The sequence below is a fragment of the Leclercia sp. LSNIH1 genome, from assembly GCF_002902985.1.
GTDB lineage: Bacteria > Pseudomonadota > Gammaproteobacteria > Enterobacterales > Enterobacteriaceae > Enterobacter.
This window is the reverse complement of sequence record NZ_CP026167.1, coordinates 108462-132350: the sequence shown is the minus strand read 5'-3', so window position 1 is coordinate 132350 and position 23889 is coordinate 108462. Positions and strand designations below refer to the sequence as shown.

Annotated in this window: 13 protein-coding genes, 2 tRNA genes and 3 rRNA genes; 9 read left to right on the top strand and 9 right to left on the bottom strand. The window is 54.7% G+C overall.

The features are described from left to right. Positions 1-19: 19 nt before the first annotated feature. A complete protein-coding gene (gene yghX / locus C2U54_RS00690; RefSeq protein ID WP_103176952.1) occupies positions 20-907 on the top strand; it encodes a YghX family hydrolase in 888 nt (295 codons plus the stop codon). A 42-nt stretch (positions 908-949) separates the two neighbouring features. Here yghX and C2U54_RS00685 read toward each other — a convergent pair whose 3' ends face one another. Next, positions 950-3502, bottom strand: coding sequence for an autotransporter domain-containing protein (locus C2U54_RS00685; protein WP_233210475.1), 2553 nt, complete (start codon positions 3500-3502; stop codon positions 950-952). Between the two features lie 515 nt (positions 3503-4017). On the opposite strand from C2U54_RS00685, the gene C2U54_RS00680 reads away from it, so the two are divergent. Continuing rightward, positions 4018-5565 (top strand): methyl-accepting chemotaxis protein, encoded by a 1548-nt coding sequence (locus C2U54_RS00680; RefSeq protein ID WP_103176950.1) that lies wholly within the window; start codon positions 4018-4020, stop codon positions 5563-5565. Here C2U54_RS00680 and fucR read toward each other — a convergent pair. The 5 genes from fucR to C2U54_RS00655 all read right to left on the bottom strand — a co-directional run bounded on the left by fucR (position 5562) and on the right by C2U54_RS00655 (position 11958). After that, positions 5562-6278 (bottom strand): L-fucose operon activator, encoded by a 717-nt coding sequence (gene fucR, locus C2U54_RS00675; protein ID WP_103176949.1) that lies wholly within the window; start codon positions 6276-6278, stop codon positions 5562-5564. The genes C2U54_RS00680 and fucR overlap by 4 nt on opposite strands. After that, positions 6275-7258, bottom strand: a complete 984-nt coding sequence (locus tag C2U54_RS00670) for a sensor domain-containing diguanylate cyclase (protein ID WP_103176948.1) — start codon at positions 7256-7258, stop codon at positions 6275-6277. The genes fucR and C2U54_RS00670 overlap by 4 nt, the downstream gene beginning before the upstream one ends. Before the next feature lie 176 nt (positions 7259-7434). Beyond that, positions 7435-7767, bottom strand: coding sequence for a glycine zipper family protein (locus C2U54_RS00665; RefSeq protein WP_103176947.1), 333 nt, complete (start codon positions 7765-7767; stop codon positions 7435-7437). A 140-nt stretch (positions 7768-7907) separates the two neighbouring features. Beyond that, positions 7908-8777, bottom strand: coding sequence for a glutathione-dependent disulfide-bond oxidoreductase (gene yghU / locus C2U54_RS00660; protein WP_103176946.1), 870 nt, complete (start codon positions 8775-8777; stop codon positions 7908-7910). A gap of 181 nt (positions 8778-8958) precedes the next feature. Continuing rightward, complete coding sequence (locus tag C2U54_RS00655; protein WP_103176945.1) at positions 8959-11958, bottom strand: autotransporter family protein; 3000 nt, start codon at positions 11956-11958, stop codon at positions 8959-8961. 187 nt (positions 11959-12145) lie between these two features. Between C2U54_RS00655 and C2U54_RS00650 the strand changes: the two genes are divergently transcribed. Together C2U54_RS00650 and C2U54_RS00645 are read left to right on the top strand one after the other, a co-directional pair. After that, positions 12146-12985 carry an alpha/beta hydrolase gene (locus C2U54_RS00650; RefSeq protein ID WP_103176944.1) on the top strand — a complete coding sequence of 280 codons (840 nt, stop codon included), beginning with the start codon at positions 12146-12148 and terminating at the stop codon, positions 12983-12985. Between the two features lie 36 nt (positions 12986-13021). Next, complete coding sequence (locus C2U54_RS00645; RefSeq protein ID WP_103176943.1) at positions 13022-13741, top strand: GntR family transcriptional regulator; 720 nt, start codon at positions 13022-13024, stop codon at positions 13739-13741. Here the strand turns inward: C2U54_RS00645 and C2U54_RS00640 are convergent. Continuing rightward, positions 13729-14928, bottom strand: coding sequence for an enolase C-terminal domain-like protein (locus tag C2U54_RS00640; protein ID WP_103176942.1), 1200 nt, complete (start codon positions 14926-14928; stop codon positions 13729-13731). The two genes, C2U54_RS00645 and C2U54_RS00640, sit on opposite strands and share 13 nt — an antisense overlap. 274 nt (positions 14929-15202) lie before the next feature. On the opposite strand from C2U54_RS00640, the gene C2U54_RS00635 reads away from it, so the two are divergent. From C2U54_RS00635 to rrf, 5 genes are all read left to right on the top strand, one after another. After that, positions 15203-16576 carry a PTS transporter subunit EIIC gene (locus tag C2U54_RS00635; RefSeq protein ID WP_103176941.1) on the top strand — a complete coding sequence of 458 codons (1374 nt, stop codon included), beginning with the start codon at positions 15203-15205 and terminating at the stop codon, positions 16574-16576. A 448-nt stretch (positions 16577-17024) separates the two neighbouring features. After that, positions 17025-18564, top strand: a 16S ribosomal RNA gene (locus C2U54_RS00630). Positions 18565-18649: 85 nt separating this feature from the next. Next, a tRNA-Glu gene (locus tag C2U54_RS00625) sits at positions 18650-18725 on the top strand. A 209-nt stretch (positions 18726-18934) separates the two neighbouring features. Further along, positions 18935-21839: ribosomal RNA gene (locus C2U54_RS00620) — 23S ribosomal RNA — on the top strand. A gap of 196 nt (positions 21840-22035) precedes the next feature. Beyond that, positions 22036-22151 (top strand): 5S ribosomal RNA (gene rrf, locus C2U54_RS00615). Together the 16S, 23S and 5S rRNA genes with 1 tRNA gene alongside form the textbook arrangement of a ribosomal RNA operon. Positions 22152-22750: 599 nt before the next feature. On the opposite strand, the gene C2U54_RS00605 is transcribed toward rrf, so the two are convergent. Together C2U54_RS00605 and C2U54_RS00600 are read right to left on the bottom strand one after the other, a co-directional pair. Further along, positions 22751-22826 (bottom strand) — tRNA-Phe (locus C2U54_RS00605). A 95-nt stretch (positions 22827-22921) separates the two neighbouring features. Then, positions 22922-23632 carry a DUF554 domain-containing protein gene (locus C2U54_RS00600; RefSeq protein ID WP_103176940.1) on the bottom strand — a complete coding sequence of 237 codons (711 nt, stop codon included), beginning with the start codon at positions 23630-23632 and terminating at the stop codon, positions 22922-22924. Positions 23633-23889: the final 257 nt, after the last annotated feature.

Below are 23889 nucleotides of genomic sequence, written 5' to 3'. Positions count from 1 at the left end.
CAATTCATGGAGATATGCGATGACGCGTATGACCGCCAAAGACTTTCCTCAGGAATTGCTCGACTACTACGACTATTACGCTCACGGCAAAATCAACAAACGTGAGTTCCTCAATCTGGCTGCCCGTTATGCGGTTGGCGGCGTCACGGCGCTGGCGCTGTTTAATATGCTTAAGCCCAATTACGCCCTCGCGGAGCAGGTGAAATTCACCGATCCCGATATCCTGCCCGAATACATCACCTATCCCTCCCCGGACGGCCATGGCCAGGTGCGCGGCTATCTGGTGAAACCGGCCAAAGCCACCGGCAAAGTGCCGGCGGTGGTGGTGGTTCACGAAAACCGCGGGCTCAATCCCTACATTGAGGACGTGGCTCGCCGGGTAGCGAAAGCGGGCTACATCGCCCTGGCGCCGGATGGTTTAAGTTCGGTGGGCGGTTACCCCGGCAATGATGAGGAGGGCAAGATCCTGCAGCAGAAGGTCGATCCGACGAAGCTGATGAATGACTTCTTTGCCGCCATCGGGTTTATGCAAAAACACCCGGACGCTACCGGTAAAGTGGGGATCACCGGTTTTTGCTACGGCGGCGGTGTCTCTAATGCCGCCGCAGTCGCCTGGCCAGAGCTGGCCTGCGCGGTCCCTTTTTATGGCCGCCAGCCACCGGCGGCGGATGTCGCCAAAATTAAGGCGCCGCTGCTGCTGCATTACGCCGAGCACGACAAGAATGTTAACGAGGGGTGGCCTGCCTATGAGGCCGCGCTTAAAGCTAACGGTAAGGTGTACGAAGCCTGGATCTATCCGGGGGTCAACCACGGGTTCCATAATGACTCTACCCCGCGTTACGACGAACCTGCTGCCGAATTAGCGTGGAAAAGAACCCTGGGATGGTTTGAGAAATATTTGAGTTAAGAAAATACCCGGCAGCCTCAGGCTGCCGGGTAGGCGTGGTCATCAGAAGCTGTAGCTCATACCTGCTTGAACACTGGCGTCGTTATCGACATCGCCCGTGCCATAGTAAATGCCGGTATTTATCGAGAAGTTGTGCGCGATAGTGGCATTCACGCCCGCACCAAACATTCCCATGCTGTTGTTATGACCTGCGGTGTTGTGATAATCCGCTGCCTGGATATCGGTATCATCGCTGAACTCTTTCTGCACGCGGGCATCCAGCCATGGCATGATCTGCACGTTTTTGTTCAGATCGGTCAGGGTGGTGGTCAGACGCAGACCCGCGCCGCCGTTCCAGGAGGAGACCTGGCTGTCAGCAAAGGTCACTTCTCTGTCGGAGAAGCCGTTAGCTTTGGTCTGATCCCAGCCGAGGATGGCGTATGGTTGCAGTACGGTTTCGCCTGGCAGCAGCACGTTCACCCCGGTACGAGCCTGAGCCATATACAGGCTACCGTCTGTGGAGCCGTGCAGCGCTTCGGTCATGCCGCTGGTGTCGCCAGTGACGTTATGCGCGGAGAGGGAGTAGCGCATATCGCCATAGCTGAAGCTGGCGTCGGCGAACATGCCCCACTGACGACCGTTCAGCGCCTGCTGCCAGCCGCCATACAGGCTGTAGTAGTTACCATAGACGGTGTCCTTGAAGCTGTCCGGGCCGTTGGCGGTATCTTCAACGCGGCTACGGGTCCAGGCCAGTGCCACGCCGCCGGTTACGCTGTCCCCGTTAGCGAGGTACGCCGTCCAGTCAACGCCTCCCTGTGCGCCCTGAGTGATGCTCTTGTAATCCACATCGTTGCTGAAGTTACCGTTCTGATAGAGGAAATCTCCCCACAGCTGGGCCCCTTCCTGCTGTTCACCTGTCAGGCCAGCAAAGTGCAGGCGATCCAAATGGCTGGCGATGTCATCAGTGACCTGATGGCCCGCCTGTTCGGCTGCATCCAGCCCGGCGACTAATCCCTGGACATCGCTGGCCAGTGCGCCACGTGAGCTGTTAAAGACAATATTCCAGTCCTGGCTGTTATCGCCAGGCACAATGCTCAGAGCATTGTTGTAGTTATAAGCCGCGCTGCGGTTTTCAACCTGCTGCTGACCGTTGCTGAAGGTCGCATTGGCGGCCGTTTCCGGCGTGGTGGTTGCCGTAGTCGTGGTAAAGGACCCCAGCACGATGTTCTGCTGATTGAGCGCCGAAGAGGTAATGTTATTGACTACCACAGCGTTACGGGAGCCGGTGATCTGGCCGAAGTTAACCCGGCTATCGGTGCTCATGTTCACTACGGCATTACTACCCGTGGTGTCGGCGGTCAGGGTGGAGCCGTTTTGCAGACTCCATGTAGTTGAATCGTTAATGGTGTCGAGGCTGATGCTGTTATCGCTGGTGGTATTCACAGTTTCAAACTGATTAATTTGCCCGGAAATAGAGCTACCCGCATCCATCGACAGGGTATCGTTGCCGTCTCCGCCGCTGACATTACCGGTGACGTGGGAATCATTCACCAGGACCACCGTATCATCGCCTGCGCCGGTCGTAATATTGCCGTCAACGTTAGCACCGTTTTGCAGAGTAATGGTGGTATCGCCACTGTTCTGGCTGGCATTCAGGTCGCCATTAATGGTGCTGTTATCCACCAGAACGGTATTGGTGGAGTTACCGTCCAGCGTCACATTGCCGTTCACGACGCTGTTATTGGTGAATGACAGGTTGGTCTGGCCTTTTTCGTTAATAACCCCGATGTCGCCGGTCACGGTGCTGTTGTTCAGTGCCAGCGTATCCTGAGTGGTACCGTACAGTGCCACTGCCAGATCGCTAAAGGCATCAACGTTGATATTCTGGAAGGGCTGGTACTGGCTCAGTGTTTCTACGATGGTATCGAGATTTTGCGCCACCTGGCTGTTAGTTGCATCCACGCTGGCGTTCGTCAGGGTAAGGGAGGTATCGGATTTATCGCTGCCGACGTAGATACCGCCATTATCCATGATGCTGTCGCTCATGGCGATGGTTTGGGTGCCCTGACCGGCGCTGATAATACTGCCATGCAGTGCGCTGTCGTTGCTGATATTCACGTCGTGGTACCCTGCATCGAGCGGGTCGAGATAGATGGCGGCGCCCATCATATAATCTTTGTCTCGCTGATAGGCCCCGTCGCTGTTCTGGCCGTTCAGCGTGGAGTCATTGACGTTGATCGTTGTATTGGTGGTCTTGAATGCGGAACCGACTTCAATCATATCCACTTTGGCATTGTCAGTGACGTTAATATTCACGGTACCGCCATTGCTTCCCTGAATATAATAACCGGACATGTCCGTACCTGTCACAGTTAAGGTCTGCGTATCGTCTGTTTTACGGTCACCATCCATATAAATATTGGTTGCTGTTTCATTTGCCATAACGGCATCAGTGACCCCTGGATCCTGATAGAAACTGCCGTCCGGATATTCTTTCAGGCCGCAGGTCTGGGTGGTGTCACCATTCTGGCAAGGCGTGGCAGGGGTCTCGCCTGCCTGGGCAGCAAACGAGGCAAGTGACAGTAATACACACTGTGACAACAAGGTCCTTTTCATTGAAATACGCATTTCTTCATCTCTTATAACCGGATCAAAGTGAATTCTTTTTAAACCAGATATGCGTAATTAAGAACTTTCTCAGACGAAAAGGGTGTAATGAAATTTGAAATTATATCAAGCCATTAAATGACCATTTTTATAAAAACAAATGATTGGTTTTTCTAAATATATCTGTTTTGTGAATGTTACAGTTTTATTAACGTACAAAAAGTAAGACTTTTTCCGCTTGAACAGGAAAATTCTCTGTCAAGAGAGATCGGAGGACTAACCCTTTAGAGTTATGTGGATTATGAATGGAGAGCCTGATTTACATTTGTAAATTTTATGAAATCTAATATCACGTTATTTAGAGGGGTATTTGTCCTGGCGTGATTATCCTTTTCCGGCCCGGTAAACAGAAATGAAAAGTTTTATAAAAATAACCAGGAAAAGGTATTGCTTCGCCTTTTCTTGCCGATAACGAGGGTAATACTCGCCTCCGGGCGACATCTCCCTCAGGCAAGGAAAGAGTTATGCGTATATTTCGTAATCTTACAATCCGGTTCGTGATGCTGACGATTCTGGGTATCTTCTGTTTAATGTGGGCGGGCGTGGGATTGTATGGCTCATGGGCGCTCTCCCGTGTGGCGGATGGCAATGAGGTCGATCGCCAGCTGGTCAGACAGATGACGGTGCTCAGCCAGGGCAACGATCAATACTTCCGTTTTGTTACCCGGCTGAGCCGCGCGATGGAGACGCAGGCGGCAGGCGGCAAGGCCGATTTTGCCGCTGTGCAGCAGGCGCTGGATACCATGAGCATCAGGCTCGACGAGCTGAAAGCCATGTCGCCGGGGCCAATGGATGCCGACGTCTCCGCCCGGGTGATCGCCAGCTGGCAGGCGTTGCTGGATAACGGCGTTAAGCCCCAGATGCAGCTGGCTCAGCAGGGCAACCTTGAGGGCTATCGCCAGCAGGCGAACAATGTCACCCCACCGCTAAGCCGCGCCTTTGGCGAGAGCGCCGGACAGTTCAATAAGGCCGCCGACACGATCCTCGACACCACCCGGGTGACGGTGGATGGCTTCACCAGCACTACCCGCACGGTAATGATTACCGCAACGATTATCGGCCTGCTGATCCTGCTGTTCGCTGACCGTTATCTGGTTGCCATGCTGGTGAAACCTCTTGAGCAGCTCCGCCACCATTTCCGCCTGATTGCGCAGGGGGATCTTAGCCAGCCGATCGCGCCTTTTGGCCGTAACTGTGTGGGCCAGCTGGTACCGTTGCTGACGGCGATGCAGGAGAGCCTGCGCGAGGCGGTGAGCACCATCCGCAACGGCAGCGAGAACATCTGGCGCGGGGCGACGGAGATCTCCAGCGGCAATAACGATCTCTCGTCCCGTACCGAAGAGCAGGCAGCGGCGCTGGAAGAGACCGCCGCCAGCATGGAGCAGCTCACCGCCACGGTGAAGCTAAACGCGGATAATGCCCGGCAGGCCAGCGAGTTGGCGGACGTCGCCTCTGTCAGCGCCAGTCGCGGCGGCGCGCTGGTGGAAAATGTGGTCAGTACCATGACCGGGATCTCCATCAGTTCGAAGAAGATTGCGGAGATCACCAGCGTCATCAACAGCATCGCCTTCCAGACCAATATTCTGGCCCTCAACGCGGCGGTGGAAGCGGCGCGGGCGGGCGAGCAGGGGCGTGGCTTTGCGGTGGTAGCCGGTGAGGTACGGAATCTCGCCAGCCGCAGCGCGAACGCGGCAAAAGAGATCGAGGGGTTAATCTCTGACTCCGTCTCCCGCGTGGAGGAGGGGGCCAAACTGGTGACCGAGACTGGCACCACCATGGAGGCGGTGCTGCGCGACATTACTGGCGTCACCACCATCATGAAGCAGATTGCCAGCGCCTCGGAAGAGCAAAGCAAAGGCATTTCGCAGGTTGGGGTGGCGATCACCCAGATGGACGGCGTGACCCAGCAGAATGCCTCGCTGGTGGAGCAGGTGTCGGCGGCGGCTTCCGCACTGGAGCGCCAGACCGAAGAGCTGCAACGTTCGGTGCAGAAGTTCCGTCTGGCAGACTAACGCCGGGCAAGCTGCGCGTCGCTGATCAATTGCGTCACCTGCGACAGGTGACCAATTTTCACTTCGCTGGAGCGCTGAAACTTGCTTTTGTCGATCAGCAGCAGCGACTGGCTGGCGCGGCCCAGCAGCTGCGATTTAAACCCGGCGCTGTGCGGGGTGGGATCCCACATCACACCCTGCTCATCCACCCCGTCACACGAGAAGATAAACAGGTCAATTTCCAGCGATTTCAGCAGCGTCACCAGGGCCGGATTCACATAGCAGCGGTATTTGCGCTCCAGCGTCCCGCCCGAGCAGATCAGGGTGATGCGCTCGCGCTTCGCCATCTCATGACAGATGGGCAGGCTGTTGGTAAAGACCGTCAGAGCGATATCCGGCAGCTGCCGCGCCAGGTGAAAGCAGGTTGAGCTGGCATCCAGGGCCAGCGTCATGCCTTCGCTGACCCAGTCCAGCGCATGACGGGCGATATCGGCTTTATCCGCGTAGTGACTTTTCAACCGCGCGCCAAAGGGCTCTCCGCCGTCGCGGTGATCCGGGTGGATCGCCCGCGCCCGCCCGTGATGGCGCACGATCTTGCCCTGCTGCTGCAGCAGTTTCAGATCGCGCCGAATCGTCTCTTTACTCACGCCAAGCGCGGCGGCCAGCGCCTCTGTTGTCAGCCAGTCGGAGGCCGCCAGCAGGCGGATAAGATCCTGATGACGGGAGCTTTTCATGGTTCTGTTCCGGTACGGGTGAAGGCGAGCGGCGTCTGGCCAATCGCCACGCCGTTTTTGCCGGTGTGCTTAATCTGGTACATCGATCGGTCGGCACGGCGCAGGGCATTGACGAAATCATCCTGCTCCATTACTTCGTCAATACCTACCGAGGCGCCGACCTGCGCCTGGCCATTATCCAGCTCGAACGGCGTCAGCGCCGCCTGCAGACAACGGTGGGCGGTGCTGTTCACCAGTACACTGGAAAGCGGGAAAGGCAGCAGTAGCACAAACTCATCGCCACCCAGACGGCCAACGATGGCCTCCGGCGGGCAGGCATCGCGCAGGCGTTGGCTGATCTGGATCAGCAGCTCATCGCCGCTGCGATGACCAAAAGTGTCGTTCACCGTTTTAAAATCATCGAGATCGATAAAGGCGATGCTGAGCGGCCCCAGGGCCTTAAGCTGGGCGAAGTGCTTAAGCAATGCGTGACGGTTGGCAAGGCCAGTGAGCGGATCGTGATTAGCCAGCTGGGCCAGTTGCTCTTCGTACTGCTTCTCTTTGGTCATGTCGATATGGGTGCCGGTCACCTTCAGGGGGTTGCCGTTTTCATCCCAGTCCGTCACCCGTCCGCGGTCCAGCACCCAGGTGACGGTGCCGTTTTTGTGCTGCATGCGGTGCAGCGCTTCATAGAAGGGGGTTTTGCCGTGCAGGTGATCGTAGAAGGCGTCCAGCACGTTCTGTTTGTCATCCGGGTGCAGATGCTCACGCCAGATCTCAAACTGCGCGTTCAGCTCCTTGGGCTGATAGCCCAGCATCGCACCCCAGCGGCGGTTATAGATAATCAGCTTGCCGGTAGGAACGTCGAGCTGCCATAAACAGAGACCGGTTCCGTCGAGCGCAGCACTGAGCTTGTTTCGGGCGTCACGCGCCAGCCTGGCAAGCCGGGCATTGTGCTTTTTGAGATTCTGAATCTGTTGTTTCAGCGCCTTTTCTGACATGCGAATAATCTGAAGAAAGAAATTATTGATGCCAGTTTACTGGATGGAAGTAAATATGGTGTTGAAAAAAGAGAGGGATTTGCGTTAAGGCTTATATTGAAGGTCTTATAAACAGCCAGGAAATAAGAAATGAGGGGCCTGAAAAAGCCAGGTGGAATAATCACCTGGCATTTTTATTAGTGGGTCGCTTCGCCGACCAGGCCGCCCGCCCCTGCGCCAAGGGCGGCGCCTTTGAGAACGCTATTGCCGGTTACGGCGGCTGCACCAGCCCCTACAGCGGCACCAATGGCTCCCCCCTTACGCGCGGCTTTGCCTTTCTCACCGTTTTTAAACATTGCCCCGGTACCCGCGCCAACCACCGCGCCACCGACGGTGGATTTTACGCTTTTCCCGGCTACTGCGCCGATGGTGGCACCCACCAGCGCCCCGGTAGCGGTTTTATCTGCCGCCAGGCTGGTAGCAGAGAAGATCAGCGCGCCGATCATCAAAGTGATTTTCATGGTTTTCATGGCTGTTCCCTTATAAATATGCAGTGAGACGTTGGGGATACTGCCAGCTGCGCGGTTTGCCAGGTAGGCCAATAATGCCGTAGTGGGGAAACTCAACGTAATCTGACCGTCGCCGGGCGGTGGCCCGCCCGGCACAGGGGTTAGCCCTGACGTTTATCTTCAGTGTTGGTATCAAAATCGCTTGCCGCATGGCGCTCATGCAGCTGTTCGCTCAGCTCGCCATTGGTGCGGTTGACGATACGCCCGCGCTTCACCGCCGGACGGCTGGCGACATCCTTCGCCCAGCGCTGAACGTTCTTGTAGCTTTCGGCATCGAGGAACTCTGCCGCGCCGTAAACCTGGCCCAGCGCCACGCTGCCAAACCACGGCCAGATGGCAATGTCGGCGATGGTGTACTCTTCACCCGCCACGTAGCGACCCCGCGCCAGCTGTTTATCCAGCACGTCGAACAGACGTTTGGCTTCCATGGTGAAGCGATCAATGGCGTACTCGATTTTTACCGGGGCATAGTGATAGAAGTGGCCGAAACCGCCGCCAAGGAACGGGGCAGCGCCCTGCAGCCAGAATAGCCAGTTCAGGGTTTCCACTCGTCCAGCCGGATCTTTTGGCAGGAAGTGGCCGAACTTTTCCGCCAGATAGAGCAGGATATTGCCGGACTCAAACACCCGGGTTGGCGGCGTGGTGGAGTGGTCGCGCAGGGCCGGAATTTTAGAGTTCGGGTTGACCTCAACAAACCCGCTTGAGAACTGATCGCCTTCGCCGATGCGGATCAGCCATGCATCATATTCCGCACCGGTGACGCCGAGCGCCAGCAGCTCTTCCAGCAGAATAGTGACCTTCTGGCCGTTTGGCGTACCCAGTGAATAAAGCTGCAACGGATGTGAACCGACCGGCAGGGTTTTCTCGTGAGTGGCGCCTGAGATTGGGCGGTTGATGCTGGCGAACGCGCCGCCGCTGTTGTTCTGCTTCCATTCCCAGACTTTCGCTGGCTGGTAGTTATTCTCGGACATGTTGATCTGCCTTTTTGTGGAGGTGTTGAGGCAGTGTAGCAGCTGTGCCGTGAACGGTTTAACGAACTGAGCGCATAAGATTATGCGCTCAACGGGATGCCTGCAGGTGTGCTAAAAACATAATGTTTTACCCGGGTAAAAAAACGGGGCCCCTGAGGGCCCCGTTGAAGGGACATAACAATCAGAACGACTTGCGTAAACGCAGGCTGAAAGTGTGTGCCTGGTAACGGTCGCCGGCCTGCAGGTCGTAACGCGCGTCAAAGCTCAGATCGTTGGCGTCGTAGAGCGTGGTGCCGATAGCTACGCCGGCCATATCTTTCACCGGTGAGGCTCCTTTGGTGATAAAGCTGGTTTCTCCCACGGCATCGGCGGCATAGGTCGCATGGCTGCTGACCTGGCGGTTATCGTACTGGTGGATCCAGGAGAGCTGGGCAAACGGCGTCAGATTACCCAGTCCGGTGGAGAAGCTTTTCTCCAGGCGGGCGCCGATATCGCTGACTACCGACTGCGTATGGGTGCTGCTGACATCCAGCGCCATCCCATTGCCGCCAGTTTCGCTGTAGCCCTCCACATGCTGATAACCGTAGGTCAGGCCCGCGAGCGGGGTCAGTACCACGTCGGCTGGCAGCGTGATCGGGTAACCCAGCTCGCTTTGCAGAGTGACCGACTGGCCGTTGAACTTGCCGTGCGCCGCGCCGGAGAAACCGGTGAAATCGGCGCGGCGAACGGAGCTGTAGTTCTGACGGTTCAGGCCCGCGGAGAGGTTCAGATACCACGGATTGCCGGTGTAGGCCGCATAACCAATCACCCCATAGTTATCGGCGGTGGAGTTGTTGCCGCTCAGGTTGTCTTTACCATGTACGGAGGTGTTGCTGTAGTTCAGCGCCGCGCCCAGACGCCAGGCGTCACCCAGGGCACGGTCGGCACCGATGATCAGGCCGCCAAATTTCGCTGAGTAACCGCTCACGTCGTCACTGCTCTGCTGGCGGGCATAACCGCCGAACGGCTGACCCCAGACAATCCAGTTTTCTGCGTAGTCATCACCGGTTGCCACCCCGCTCACGCCGGAGGCCTGTGGATTACGCACGGCATCGATGTGAGCACCCACTACGGCCTGAGCGGTAGAGATGGCAACGGTTGCCGCTGAGCTGGTGTTGAGATTCTGGCTGGTAGAGAGACGCTCGCCAACGCGGTTCGCCTCCTGTTTATCTTCAATTGCCAGCGAGGCGTTATACAAATTCAGCAGTTGCGGTGAGGCGATACCGGAGTAGCTCGCCAGCCCGCCCAGTGACGCGGTAGCGCTTGGGATAGTGGCATAGCCCCGTTTGGTCGGCTGAGCAGGTGTGGGTTCCGCTGGCGCAGGCTGGGTCGGCTGTGCCGGGGTCGTAACGACCGGCGGGGCGATCTCAGGCTCGGTCACCACAGGCGGGGTCACTTCTGGCGTCGGCTCAGGCTGCGGCTGCGGCTGGGGCTGTGGCTCTACCGGATCGGGAGTGACCGGCTCTGCGCCCAGGGTTAACACCAGCGCCTTGCTCGTCGCATCTTCATACACGGTGCCGTTGACCGCACCACGGTAGCCGAGCGCTTTATAGTTCAGCTGATCGGCATGGTAGTCGGTCTGGGCGCCACTGGCGTTGATGACCACATAGCGCTGCCCTTCAGCGAACTTATAGGTGCTGCCGGTGCGCAGCAGATTGATGCTTGAGCCCGCGTCGATAGTGGCATTACCGCTGACGTTCAGACGACCATATCCGGCGTCGGCAAGCACATCGCCGTTAGCCTCGGCCAGATCGGAGATGCCGGAGATGAGCGTTGCGGCCGCTTTCTGATGATAATCACCCAGAATGTTGATGCTGTTATTGACCTGAAGGGACGCGGCTTCGTTCAGTACGGTGCCGGTCGTCACTTCAATGTCGTCGCTCATCTGCATTGCCATCAGGCCATACTCAGGGATAACGCTAAACGTGCTGACATTATCGTTGAGCAGCAGCGAGCCGCTGCCAAATGTGACATTAGAGCCAGTAATGGTGCCCGTCGCGCCGTCGATGCCGGTCAGCGTGCCCATGGTGGTGCCACCGTTAAGAGTTAATGGTGCCGTGCTGGTGGAGTAAATATCACCGGTAATGGTGCCGGTATTGGTGAGGGTTACCGTGTCGCTATTATTACCGTTAACAAACAGGGCATAGCCCCCGCCGCTTAACAGGCCGTTATTGACGATCTCCGTGTTGCCCTGGTTGTTGTAGTTCCAGATGTAAATCCCGCTCCAGTTACCCGAGATTTCACCGTTGTTCACAATGGAGCCAATAACGCTGTTGTTATTGCTGTTGTTATAGACAGCGGTGTCGTTGGCGGTGATGTTACCGTTATTAACAAGGGTATTAAGGGTGCCGGAGTTGATAATGCCGAAGGAGCTGCCGTTAATCTTCTCATCATTAACGATAGCGTTAATGATGCCCTGGTTGATGATCCCGGAGCTGCCGTAATAATCGGTCGTGCCGCCTTCAATTGTTCCGGTGTTATGCAGGGAGCCAATCGTACCGCTGTTAAAAATGGCCCCTTTTTGCCCCATGAATATGCCGTTATCGTTATTCACAGAAGAGATAAGGCCGGCATTATTCAGGTTGTCGATGGTGCCCTGATTGTTGATGCCGCGATAGCCCACAATCTTGCCATCCACGGCATTAACCAGGGTGCCGATAGTCCCGGCATTGCTCAAGGTACCGTTGTTGTTATACCCGAAAAGGTTGTAAGAGCCCGAAACCCTCTCGAGCGTGCCGCTGTTAGTGAAGGTGTTAATCACCCCCGTCGCACCCACCGCCACGACGCTGCCGTTTTGATACAGGCTCTGGCTGGAGATGGTGCCGTTATTGTTTAGCGTATCTATTGTTCCATCAATCTGAACAATATTGTTGTTTAACAATAATGGGTTATCAACGGTGTCGCTAATCATCCCATCATTAGTAAGTGTCGTTACAGTGACGCCCGCGTTCACGGTTAAGGCATTGGTAGGGGTGCCGGTGATACTTCCCGCATGGGTAATATGCACCAGCTCTTTTCCGTCAGCGATCTGAATATTACTCGTTGGCGTGTCGATAATTAACTCGGGAGACGTTGCGAAGGCGTGCGCAGCCGTCGATGCAACCAGCAGGGAGATCAGCTGGCTAAGGCGTTTCTTTTCCATGGTATTCCGTCATAAGTAGCGATGATTGTGCAAAGGTTGTGGCGATCTCTTCGGATTAATCCGATATCTTCGGGCGCAGAATATACAATTCGTTGCTGAAAACAATAAGTCCTGCTTAATTATTTCAGGGCGAATTTATTGCATATTTTTTGTAATGTTTATAATTTGACTTAAGGCTGGTGGCGGAATGAGGATATATCCTCACTTAATGCAGGGAACGGTATTGATTAATTTATCTTTATTATTGGCGGGATGTATTTCAGCCAATCCGCAGGGTGCCGTACAAAAAATCGCCAGGGAGAGTGGTCTGATCAGTGAGAAGTTTGATACAGATCCCTTCCCGATTACCAGCTGGCATCGAATCACGCCTCCGGTTGTTTCGTTGCGGGTCTATATCGAGGGGGATGGCTTTGCCTGGAAAAACCGCTTCACACCCTCGGATAATCCGACACCTCGTAATCCAGTTGGCCTGATGCTGGCGGCGGCGGATAGCCATGCCAATGTGCTTTATCTGGCCCGGCCCTGCCAGTTTATCGGGCCGCCTTTGCCGGCGCACTGCCGTGTAAATATCTGGACGCAGGATCGTTTTTCACCTGCGGTCATTGATGCGATGAATGAGGCGCTCAGCCAGATGGTGAAGCGTTATCCCGGCGTGAAGCTCGATTTGGTTGGCTACTCCGGGGGCGGTAATATCGCCGCGCTGTTAGCCGAACGACGGAATGATGTGCGCTCTCTGCGCACGGTGGCGGGCAATCTCGACGTGGCGTATGTCAATGCCCTGCACCGTGTCAGTCCGATGCCCGAGGCGGAAAGCGCTATTGATCGTGCGCCTACGCTTCGCGTCCTGCCACAGATCCACTACAGTGGAGAAGCCGATACCACCGTGCCGCCCGCCGTCGCCAGACGTTTTCAACAGGCGGTGGGGGGGAACTGTGTGCAAACGGAGGTGGTCAGCGGGTTGGGGCATGGCTCCGACTGGGCGGCAGTCTGGCCGCGCTTGCTGGCACAAGATTTGCCGGAGTGTTGAGGTGCGATCAACGTTGAGTGACTTCAGGATGGAACAATGAAAAAGAAAGAGTTTGTGACCCAGGATCTGTTGAGCAAAATCTATCAGGACACCACGGCAGGGCCACGTAAACTTCCTCCTGAAAGACAGCTGGCCGAAGAGTATGGCGTCTCGCGTTTCACCATCCGCCAGGCGCTGGAAAAACTGGTCAGTATTGGCGTGGTGCGGATCGTGCAGGGCTCGGGGATCTGGATCAACGAGCATGCACGCAATAATCCGCTGATTTATAATTCGATCACGGAAAAGCGATTCGATCAGATGCGTTACCGGATGATTAGCCTGCATAAGAGGAGGCCCGATCGCGCGGCGCAGCAGATCTTCGGCATCGATGAAGAGAGTTTTATCTGGCACTTTTGCCGCCTGCGCTACGTCGATGACCAGCTCGTACAGCTGGAAGTGTCCAGCATGCCGGCCGCCGATTTCCCCGATCTTAATCAGCAGGCGATTGAGCGTTCCATTCAGCAGTACGTCTTAAATAAAGGAATGATCATTTCCCATATGCTGACCACCTACCGGGCGGTCAGCGTCAGCCGGGAGCAGGCGGTAATACTGGGCTGCAAAAAAGGCAGCCCAGCAATGCATATTAATAATCGTGGAATACTGGAGGGGGGTCGGGTCTTTGAGGTGAGCGATATTATTGATATCAACTACACCTGCACCTGGGTCAGCCCGTATAACCGCGATAATTTAGCCTGGCGACAACATCAGGGCGTGTGAATCGAGCCGTCCGGCAGGCGGCTTTGCGTCCATTCATGCGGGCGATAAACCAACGGATAGGCCAGAGCTCGCTCTTCATTGAAGGCGGTGCCGATGCCGGGCGCTGTCGGCGGATAAACAAACCCGTCTTTCACCTCAGGCGCGCCAGGGAATACGCTGTCGGTGGCGGCAGAACGCGGAATAAATTCCTGAATGGCGGCATTATGCAAATGAATGTTCAGGTGCGTATTTACCGCCACGCCGATAGGGGTCATATCGCCGGGGCCATGCCAGGCGAGACGCACGCCGAAGGCCTGACAGAGATGCGCAAGCTTCAGCGCCGGTGTAATGCCGCCAATCTGCGAGATGTGGCAGCGAATAAAGTCGATGCGGCGGTTCACAATCAGCTCGTGCCATTCAGCGGGATTATTGAAGAGCTCGCCCATCGCCAGCGGCACGCAGCTCTGCTGGCGAACCTGTTCCAGCCAGGCACTCTGCTGCGGCGGTAAAATATCTTCAATAAAGTAGGGTTGGTAAGGCTCAAGTTGTTTTGCCAGTTGCACCGCCTGCTGCGGGAATAATCGCTCATGAACGTCGTGTAAGAAATGGAGTTTCCAGCCATATTTTTCGCGCAGGGTGCGGAACATCTCCACGGTATTCGCGATGTATTCATGCTGATCGAACCAGGCCCCTGACGTCGGATTTTCCGGGGCATGTAACGCCGATGGCGTTCCGCCATAAAAACCAAGCTGGCAGCGGATATGCCGATAGCCTTGCGCCACCAGTTTATCAACGGAGGCAAAGAGTTCCTCCAGCGTTTCGCCGCTGGCGTGGCTGTAAGCCGGGATCGCATCACGGGCTTTTCCACCCAGCAGCTGATAAAGCGGCATTCCGGCCAGTTGCCCTTTAATATCCCACAGAGCCATATCCACGCCTGAAATCGCGTTGTTCATTGCCGGACCGTTACGCCAGTAAGCGTTAACGTTCATCATTTGCCACAGATCTTCGATGTTATTGGCATCCCGGCCGATGAGCAGCGGCTTAAGGTACTCATCCACCAGGGTTTTCACCGCCAGCGGGCGTTGCTGGAAGGTGGCGCAACCGTGTCCAATGGGCCCGTTTTCGGTGGTGACGCGCACGGTCACCAGGTTATGTCGGTCCGGGCGCGTAATAAAACACTCGATATTTTTGATAATCACAGGCGTCACGAAAAACTCCTTTGCTGCGCTGTGGAAATACGGAATGGGAATATCATCGCCCCAAAAATGTTTACAGGTAAACCATTTTTTTATTATTTATTTTGGTCAGTTATTTTATTCTATTTTAATTAAAAACCGTACCAATTATGCATTGCATATTGTTTTACCGTCTTTTAGATGGTTAAGTGTGAGCGGTGTCAAATTTTATTGGTTTGTTTTGTATGGGGGGGTTAATTATTCTCAGAGCATCAATAAAACAACAACCATACCGGCAGGAGTCTTTATGGGGATGCAAGAAGCCATCAACAATATTATTTATCTGGTCGGCGGCCAGGGGAATATTAATAAAGTCTGGCACTGTATGACGCGGCTACGGTTTGATCTTATCGACGATAACAAAGTTGATCAGACCGCGATAAAAAATCTGCCGGGCGTGCTGGGCGCGCAACTGCAGAGCGATCAGTTTCAGGTGATTATTGGGCCGAAAGTGAACAGCTGGTACGTGCAAATGGTTAAGGTACTCGGTCAAGGGGGCGATCAGGCGCCGACGGCGACGAAGGGGCGTAAAAGTCTGGTCTCCCTCTTTATGGATACCGTCTCGGGCGTGTTTGGCCCGATTGTTCCGGCCATTGCCGGGGCCGGGATGATAAAAGGGCTGCTGGCCGGGCTGATTGCACTGAAGTTGGTATCAGCGAAAAGCGATACTGTTATGGTTATCGACCTGATTGCCAGCGGCGTGTTCTATTTTCTGCCTTTCTTTCTTGCCGTGTCGGCGGCAAAGATCTTCAAAACGAATGAGTATCTTGCCGCGGCGGTTGCCGCCTGTCTGATGTATCCCTCCTTAATAGAAGCAGCGAAAGCCCTGGCGACACATCAGGAAGGGGCGGTCAGCGCGCTCTGGTTAATGAATGCCATACCGGTCTCCGTCTTTAACTATGCCTCGAGCGTCATTCCGGTGATCTTCTCTGTGCTGGCATTAAGCTATATCCATCGCTGGGTAGACAGCATTATGCCGGATGTATTGAAAACCGTGTTCACACCAACGCTTTCCCTCTTTATAGGCGCCCTGGCGGCACTGGTGGTGATCGGCCCCGTGGGCATTTGGCTGGGTAAAGGACTCGCCTTCTTTATAGAAGGACTCTTTGGCGTGTCGGCCAGCTTTGCCGGGCTTATCGTCGGGGCTATCCGTCCGGTGGCGATCCTGACCGGTATGCATCACGCAATGACGCCGATTGCCCTGCAAAACTTCAGCGACCGTGGTTACGACATGCTGATGCCGATGATGTTTATGGCCAATATGGCGATTGCGGGGGCGACATTTGCTATCTGGCGGCTGAGCCGAGACCGTCAGGAGAAGACCGTTACGCTGTCGGCAGCCATCTCTGCGCTGCTGGGGATTACCGAACCGGCACTCTTTGGCGTCCTGACGCGCTACAAGAAAGCTTTTATCGCCGCCACGGTGGCCAGCTCGCTGGCATCAGCCTTTATCGCCTTCTTCGGGGTGCGCCTCTATGGCTATATCCTGTCAAGCATCTTCAGTTTGCCTGCTTATATAGGGCCGTACTTTATCTTTGCTCTGGCGGGTGTGGCGATCTCGCTGGTGCTCTCCTTTATACTTACCACCCTTCTGGTACGCAAAGAACAGACCGCAGCGTGATTCTGAACCCGCCTTAGCCTCTATATAGCAGAGAATATCAGCATGTTTGTGGATAACTCTGTGGGTAATCAGGTATAAGGCGGGCTTTTGCTGGGGAATGCAGCAGTCAGTCATTTTTATGACATTTAAGGGTTGCGGGCGCCGGAGAACTCCCTATAATGCGCCTCCATCGACACGGCAGATGTGAATCACTTCACACAAACAGCCGGGCCGGTTGAGGAGAAAAGCGAAAATAATCGCTTGACTCTGAAAGAGGAAAGCGTAATATACGCCACCTCGCAACGGTGAGCGAAAGCCGCGTTGCACTGCTCTTTAACAATTTATCAGACAATCTGTGTGGGCACTCAAAGTGACATGGATTCTTAACGTCCTCGGACGAAAAATGAATACCAAGTCTCTGAGTGAACACGTAATTCATTACGAAGTTTAATTCACGAGCATCAAACTTAAATTGAAGAGTTTGATCATGGCTCAGATTGAACGCTGGCGGCAGGCCTAACACATGCAAGTCGAACGGTAGCACAGAGAGCTTGCTCTCGGGTGACGAGTGGCGGACGGGTGAGTAATGTCTGGGAAACTGCCTGATGGAGGGGGATAACTACTGGAAACGGTAGCTAATACCGCATAACGTCGCAAGACCAAAGAGGGGGACCTTCGGGCCTCTTGCCATCGGATGTGCCCAGATGGGATTAGCTAGTAGGTGGGGTAATGGCTCACCTAGGCGACGATCCCTAGCTGGTCTGAGAGGATGACCAGCCACACTGGAACTGAGACACGGTCCAGACTCCTACGGGAGGCAGCAGTGGGGAATATTGCACAATGGGCGCAAGCCTGATGCAGCCATGCCGCGTGTATGAAGAAGGCCTTCGGGTTGTAAAGTACTTTCAGCGAGGAGGAAGGCATTGTGGTTAATAACCACAGTGATTGACGTTACTCGCAGAAGAAGCACCGGCTAACTCCGTGCCAGCAGCCGCGGTAATACGGAGGGTGCAAGCGTTAATCGGAATTACTGGGCGTAAAGCGCACGCAGGCGGTCTGTTAAGTCAGATGTGAAATCCCCGGGCTCAACCTGGGAACTGCATTTGAAACTGGCAGGCTTGAGTCTTGTAGAGGGGGGTAGAATTCCAGGTGTAGCGGTGAAATGCGTAGAGATCTGGAGGAATACCGGTGGCGAAGGCGGCCCCCTGGACAAAGACTGACGCTCAGGTGCGAAAGCGTGGGGAGCAAACAGGATTAGATACCCTGGTAGTCCACGCCGTAAACGATGTCGACTTGGAGGTTGTGCCCTTGAGGCGTGGCTTCCGGAGCTAACGCGTTAAGTCGACCGCCTGGGGAGTACGGCCGCAAGGTTAAAACTCAAATGAATTGACGGGGGCCCGCACAAGCGGTGGAGCATGTGGTTTAATTCGATGCAACGCGAAGAACCTTACCTACTCTTGACATCCAGAGAACTTGCCAGAGATGGCTTGGTGCCTTCGGGAACTCTGAGACAGGTGCTGCATGGCTGTCGTCAGCTCGTGTTGTGAAATGTTGGGTTAAGTCCCGCAACGAGCGCAACCCTTATCCTTTGTTGCCAGCGGCTAGGCCGGGAACTCAAAGGAGACTGCCAGTGATAAACTGGAGGAAGGTGGGGATGACGTCAAGTCATCATGGCCCTTACGAGTAGGGCTACACACGTGCTACAATGGCGCATACAAAGAGAAGCGACCTCGCGAGAGCAAGCGGACCTCATAAAGTGCGTCGTAGTCCGGATTGGAGTCTGCAACTCGACTCCATGAAGTCGGAATCGCTAGTAATCGTAGATCAGAATGCTACGGTGAATACGTTCCCGGGCCTTGTACACACCGCCCGTCACACCATGGGAGTGGGTTGCAAAAGAAGTAGGTAGCTTAACCTTCGGGAGGGCGCTTACCACTTTGTGATTCATGACTGGGGTGAAGTCGTAACAAGGTAACCGTAGGGGAACCTGCGGTTGGATCACCTCCTTACCTTAAAGAACCTGCCTTTGCAGTGTCCACACAGATTGTCTGATAGAAAGTGAATAGCAAGGCGTCTTGCGATTGAGACTTCAGTGTCCCCTTCGTCTAGAGGCCCAGGACACCGCCCTTTCACGGCGGTAACAGGGGTTCGAATCCCCTAGGGGACGCCACTTGCTGGTTTGTGAGTGAAAGTCACCTGCCTTTATATCTCAAAACTAACTCATCGAGTTACGTTTGAGATATTTGCTCTTTAAAAATCTGGATCAAGCTGAAAATTGAAACGACACACTGTGTCTGTTCTCCGTAATAAGAACAGATAAAGGTGTGTTCGAGTCTCTCAAATTTTCACAACACGAAGTGAAACAGCTTCGGGTTGTGAGGTTAAGCGACTAAGCGTACACGGTGGATGCCCTGGCAGTCAGAGGCGATGAAGGACGTGCTAATCTGCGAAAAGCGCCGGCGAGGTGATATGAACCCTTGACCCGGCGATGTCCGAATGGGGAAACCCAGTGTGATTCGTCACACTATCGTTAGCTGAATACATAGGCTAACGAGGCGAACCGGGGGAACTGAAACATCTAAGTACCCCGAGGAAAAGAAATCAACCGAGATTCCCCCAGTAGCGGCGAGCGAACGGGGAGCAGCCCGGAGTCTGAATCAGCTTGTGTGTTAGTGGAAGCGTCTGGAAAGTCGCAGGGTACAGGGTGATACTCCCGTACACGAAAGCACACTTGCTGTGAACTCGAAGAGTAGGGCGGGACACGTGGTATCCTGTCTGAATATGGGGGGACCATCCTCCAAGGCTAAATACTCCTGACTGACCGATAGTGAACCAGTACCGTGAGGGAAAGGCGAAAAGAACCCCGGCGAGGGGAGTGAAAAAGAACCTGAAACCGTGTACGTACAAGCAGTGGGAGCACCTTCGGGTGTGACTGCGTACCTTTTGTATAATGGGTCAGCGACTTATATTCTGTAGCAAGGTTAACCGTATAGGGGAGCCGAAGGGAAACCGAGTTTTAACTGGGCGTTAAGTTGCAGGGTATAGACCCGAAACCCGGTGATCTAGCCATGGGCAGGTTGAAGGTTGGGTAACACTAACTGGAGGACCGAACCGACTAATGTTGAAAAATTAGCGGATGACCTGTGGCTGGGGGTGAAAGGCCAATCAAACCGGGAGATAGCTGGTTCTCCCCGAAAGCTATTTAGGTAGCGCCTCGTGAACTCATCCTCGGGGGTAGAGCACTGTTTCGGCTAGGGGGCCATCCCGGCTTACCAACCCGATGCAAACTGCGAATACCGGGGAATGTTATCACGGGAGACACACGGCGGGTGCTAACGTCCGTCGTGAAGAGGGAAACAACCCAGACCGCCAGCTAAGGTCCCAAAGTCATGGTTAAGTGGGAAACGATGTGGGAAGGCACAGACAGCCAGGATGTTGGCTTAGAAGCAGCCATCATTTAAAGAAAGCGTAATAGCTCACTGGTCGAGTCGGCCTGCGCGGAAGATGTAACGGGGCTAAACCATGCACCGAAGCTGCGGCAGCGACACTTATGTGTTGTTGGGTAGGGGAGCGTTCTGTAAGCCTGCGAAGGTGTGCTGTGAGGCATGCTGGAGGTATCAGAAGTGCGAATGCTGACATAAGTAACGATAAAGCGGGTGAAAAGCCCGCTCGCCGGAAGACCAAGGGTTCCTGTCCAACGTTAATCGGGGCAGGGTGAGTCGACCCCTAAGGCGAGGCCGAAAGGCGTAGTCGATGGGAAACAGGTTAATATTCCTGTACTCGGTGTTACTGCGAAGGGGGGACGGAGAAGGCTATGTTGGCCGGGCGACGGTTGTCCCGGTTTAAGCATGTAGGCGGAGGTTCCAGGTAAATCCGGTACCTTTTTAACGCTGAGGTGTGATGACGAGGCACTACGGTGCTGAAGCAACAAATGCCCTGCTTCCAGGAAAAGCCTCTAAGCATCAGGTAACACCAAATCGTACCCCAAACCGACACAGGTGGTCAGGTAGAGAATACCAAGGCGCTTGAGAGAACTCGGGTGAAGGAACTAGGCAAAATGGTGCCGTAACTTCGGGAGAAGGCACGCTGATATGTAGGTGAAGCCCCTGCGGGTGGAGCTGAAATCAGTCGAAGATACCAGCTGGCTGCAACTGTTTATTAAAAACACAGCACTGTGCAAACACGAAAGTGGACGTATACGGTGTGACGCCTGCCCGGTGCCGGAAGGTTAATTGATGGGGTCAGCGGCAACGCGAAGCTCTTGATCGAAGCCCCGGTAAACGGCGGCCGTAACTATAACGGTCCTAAGGTAGCGAAATTCCTTGTCGGGTAAGTTCCGACCTGCACGAATGGCGTAATGATGGCCAGGCTGTCTCCACCCGAGACTCAGTGAAATTGAAATCGCTGTGAAGATGCAGTGTACCCGCGGCAAGACGGAAAGACCCCGTGAACCTTTACTATAGCTTGACACTGAACACTGGTCCTTGATGTGTAGGATAGGTGGGAGGCTTTGAAGCGTGGACGCCAGTCTGCGTGGAGCCGTCCTTGAAATACCACCCTTTAATGGCTGGTGTTCTAACGTAGACCCGTAATCCGGGTTGCGGACAGTGTCTGGTGGGTAGTTTGACTGGGGCGGTCTCCTCCTAAAGAGTAACGGAGGAGCACGAAGGTCAGCTAATCCTGGTCGGACATCAGGAGGTTAGTGCAATGGCATAAGCTGGCTTGACTGCGAGAGTGACGGCTCGAGCAGGTGCGAAAGCAGGTCATAGTGATCCGGTGGTTCTGTATGGAAGGGCCATCGCTCAACGGATAAAAGGTACTCCGGGGATAACAGGCTGATACCGCCCAAGAGTTCATATCGACGGCGGTGTTTGGCACCTCGATGTCGGCTCATCACATCCTGGGGCTGAAGTAGGTCCCAAGGGTATGGCTGTTCGCCATTTAAAGTGGTACGCGAGCTGGGTTTAGAACGTCGTGAGACAGTTCGGTCCCTATCTGCCGTGGGCGCTGGAGAATTGAGGGGGGCTGCTCCTAGTACGAGAGGACCGGAGTGGACGCATCACTGGTGTTCGGGTTGTCATGCCAATGGCACTGCCCGGTAGCTAAATGCGGAAGAGATAAGTGCTGAAAGCATCTAAGCACGAAACTTGCCCCGAGATGAGTTCTCCCTGACCCTTTGAGGGTCCTGAAGGAACGTTGAAGACGACGACGTTGATAGGCCGGGTGTGTAAGCGCAGCGATGCGTTGAGCTAACCGGTACTAATGAACCGTGAGGCTTAACCTTACAACGCCGAAGCTGTTTCGGTGGATTTGAGAAAATTTTCAGCATTGATTCAGAGTTAAGTACACAATAGTTTGCGCAGCAGCAGGGCGGCAAGCGAAGGAAAGGAAGGAGCATACTGAAGTATGTGACTGACTTTACGAGCGCGGCCAACGCGGCTGATGCGATAAAGTATTGCGTACAGAGCACCAAGAATTTGCCTGGCGGCTGTAGCGCGGTGGTCCCACCTGACCCCATGCCGAACTCAGAAGTGAAACGCCGTAGCGCCGATGGTAGTGTGGGGTCTCCCCATGCGAGAGTAGGGAACTGCCAGGCATCAAACAAGCCGAAAGCCCATCCTCACGGATGGGCTTTTTGCGTTGGGCGTTAAAAAAGCCGGGTGGCGGCTTCGCCTTACCCGGCCTACGGGTCACCCTGTCGATTGTTCAGCAATATCGTGCACTGCCATGTGCATTTCCCGATGACATAACAGCCATCTAGCGATCGTGTGGTCTATATCGATCGTTACGCAGAGTGCGGTTTTAACGACGGTAAGACGCGAGAAAGGCCAGGGGAGGGGGAACTGCTTTGAAGAGGTTATGCCTTCCACAACGCCTGTGTGCCACAAATAAGACGTCAGAATGGTTCAACGCTGCTGACGTACTGATAGATGCCCGGAAGCGTTGACAGTAAAGCTGGAAGAGAAAGGGCCGTTGTTAAATTCTGTTTTGCCAAAAGCAAAAACCCGCCTTTTGGGCGGGTTCTTTAAATAGTGGTGCCCGGACCCGGACTAACGCCGGAGGCGTTGAACAGCGTGCTTGCCGCGCTGGCCCCGAAGGGGTGAGCCGCTTGCGGCGAATAATCGAACATCGTTCGATGAAGAGTCCGGCTCTCAGAAAGCAAAAACCCGCCTTTTGGGCGGGTTCTTTAAATAGTGGTGCCCGGACTCGGAATCGAACCAAGGACACGGGGATTTTCAATCCCCTGCTCTACCGACTGAGCTATCCGGGCAACGGGGCGCATTAAACCCGATCTACCCTCTGTCGTCAACGAAATTTGTTGGTTTCGCTACTGACCGCACACTCTGTCGCCACTTTGCTGCATTATCAGGCAAAAAACGCTGTCCACAGGGCAGAGAGCGGCATGGCGATTGCCAGCGCAGGCAGCATATTCACCACTGCAAACATCTTGATACCGCAGATCCGCAGCCCCGTCGCCAGCAGCAGCAGGCCGCCCACGGCGGTAAAGTCAGCCATCATCGCCGGAGTGGTTAGCGGTAGCAGCAGCGTGGCGCAGGTTGCAAGCACGAGCTGGATAAGCAGCATGGGCACAGAGATCGCGGCGACGGCAATCCCCAGCGTGGTTGCAAAGATTGTGGCGGTAAAGAAATCGAGAAAGGCTTTGGCGATGAGGATACTGGGATCGCCGGTCATCCCTTCCTGCATTGAGCCAAATATCCCCGTGCCGCTGGCGCAGAAGAGAATAATGATGGCGACGTAGTTCTGGATAAATGCGTCGTGGCCACCGCCTTTCTGTTTACCCCGTGAGAGTAAATTTTTCGCTTTGCCGACGGCGCTATTAATACCCTTTTCCAGATAACAAAACTCGCCAATCAGTGCCCCAAGCAGGGTCGCCAGCACCATTACCGGCAGGTTGGCGCATTTGATGACCAGCAAAATGCCAATGCCTAACGACGCCAGACCGAAGATTGAGGGCATGGAGGAGCGGATACGCTCCGGTAATCGCTGGCTGAGCATGGCACCCAGTACACCACCGAGCAGCACGGCTCCGGCATTAATAAATGGTCCAATAACCACTATGAACTCCTGTTATTTACTCATTGATATTGCATTATTATTACTCTTTTCAGTGAGTAACCGCCAAAAGTAATGCTATTTTTTGCATAATGATTCCTCCTTGCGCCTCCTGGCGAAAGGTGACATTATTGCGCGAATTTTCTCCTCTCAGATACGGGGCCGCCCATGAACAGACTTTCTCTCGCTGTACGAATGGCTGGCCGCATCCACACCGCTTATTCTAAGCTCACCATGCGGTGAGGGTAACGCAGGCTCAC

Excerpts from the sequence above, each read along its gene's own strand:
- C2U54_RS00665 (WP_103176947.1), bottom strand. The coding sequence starts at position 7,767 with ATGAAAACCATGAAAATCACTTTGATGATCGGCGCGCTGATCTTCTCT.
- yghU (WP_103176946.1), bottom strand. The coding sequence starts at position 8,777 with ATGTCCGAGAATAACTACCAGCCAGCGAAAGTCTGGGAATGGAAGCAG.
- C2U54_RS00670 (WP_103176948.1), bottom strand. The coding sequence starts at position 7,258 with ATGTCAGAAAAGGCGCTGAAACAACAGATTCAGAATCTCAAAAAGCAC.
- C2U54_RS00685 (WP_233210475.1), bottom strand. The coding sequence starts at position 3,502 with ATGAAAAGGACCTTGTTGTCACAGTGTGTATTACTGTCACTTGCCTCG.
- C2U54_RS00650 (WP_103176944.1), top strand. The coding sequence starts at position 12,146 with ATGAGGATATATCCTCACTTAATGCAGGGAACGGTATTGATTAATTTA.
- yghX (WP_103176952.1), top strand. The coding sequence starts at position 20 with ATGACGCGTATGACCGCCAAAGACTTTCCTCAGGAATTGCTCGACTAC.
- fucR (WP_103176949.1), bottom strand. The coding sequence starts at position 6,278 with ATGAAAAGCTCCCGTCATCAGGATCTTATCCGCCTGCTGGCGGCCTCC.
- C2U54_RS00635 (WP_103176941.1), top strand. The coding sequence starts at position 15,203 with ATGGGGATGCAAGAAGCCATCAACAATATTATTTATCTGGTCGGCGGC.
- C2U54_RS00655 (WP_103176945.1), bottom strand. The coding sequence starts at position 11,958 with ATGGAAAAGAAACGCCTTAGCCAGCTGATCTCCCTGCTGGTTGCATCG.
- C2U54_RS00645 (WP_103176943.1), top strand. The coding sequence starts at position 13,022 with ATGAAAAAGAAAGAGTTTGTGACCCAGGATCTGTTGAGCAAAATCTAT.
- C2U54_RS00680 (WP_103176950.1), top strand. The coding sequence starts at position 4,018 with ATGCGTATATTTCGTAATCTTACAATCCGGTTCGTGATGCTGACGATT.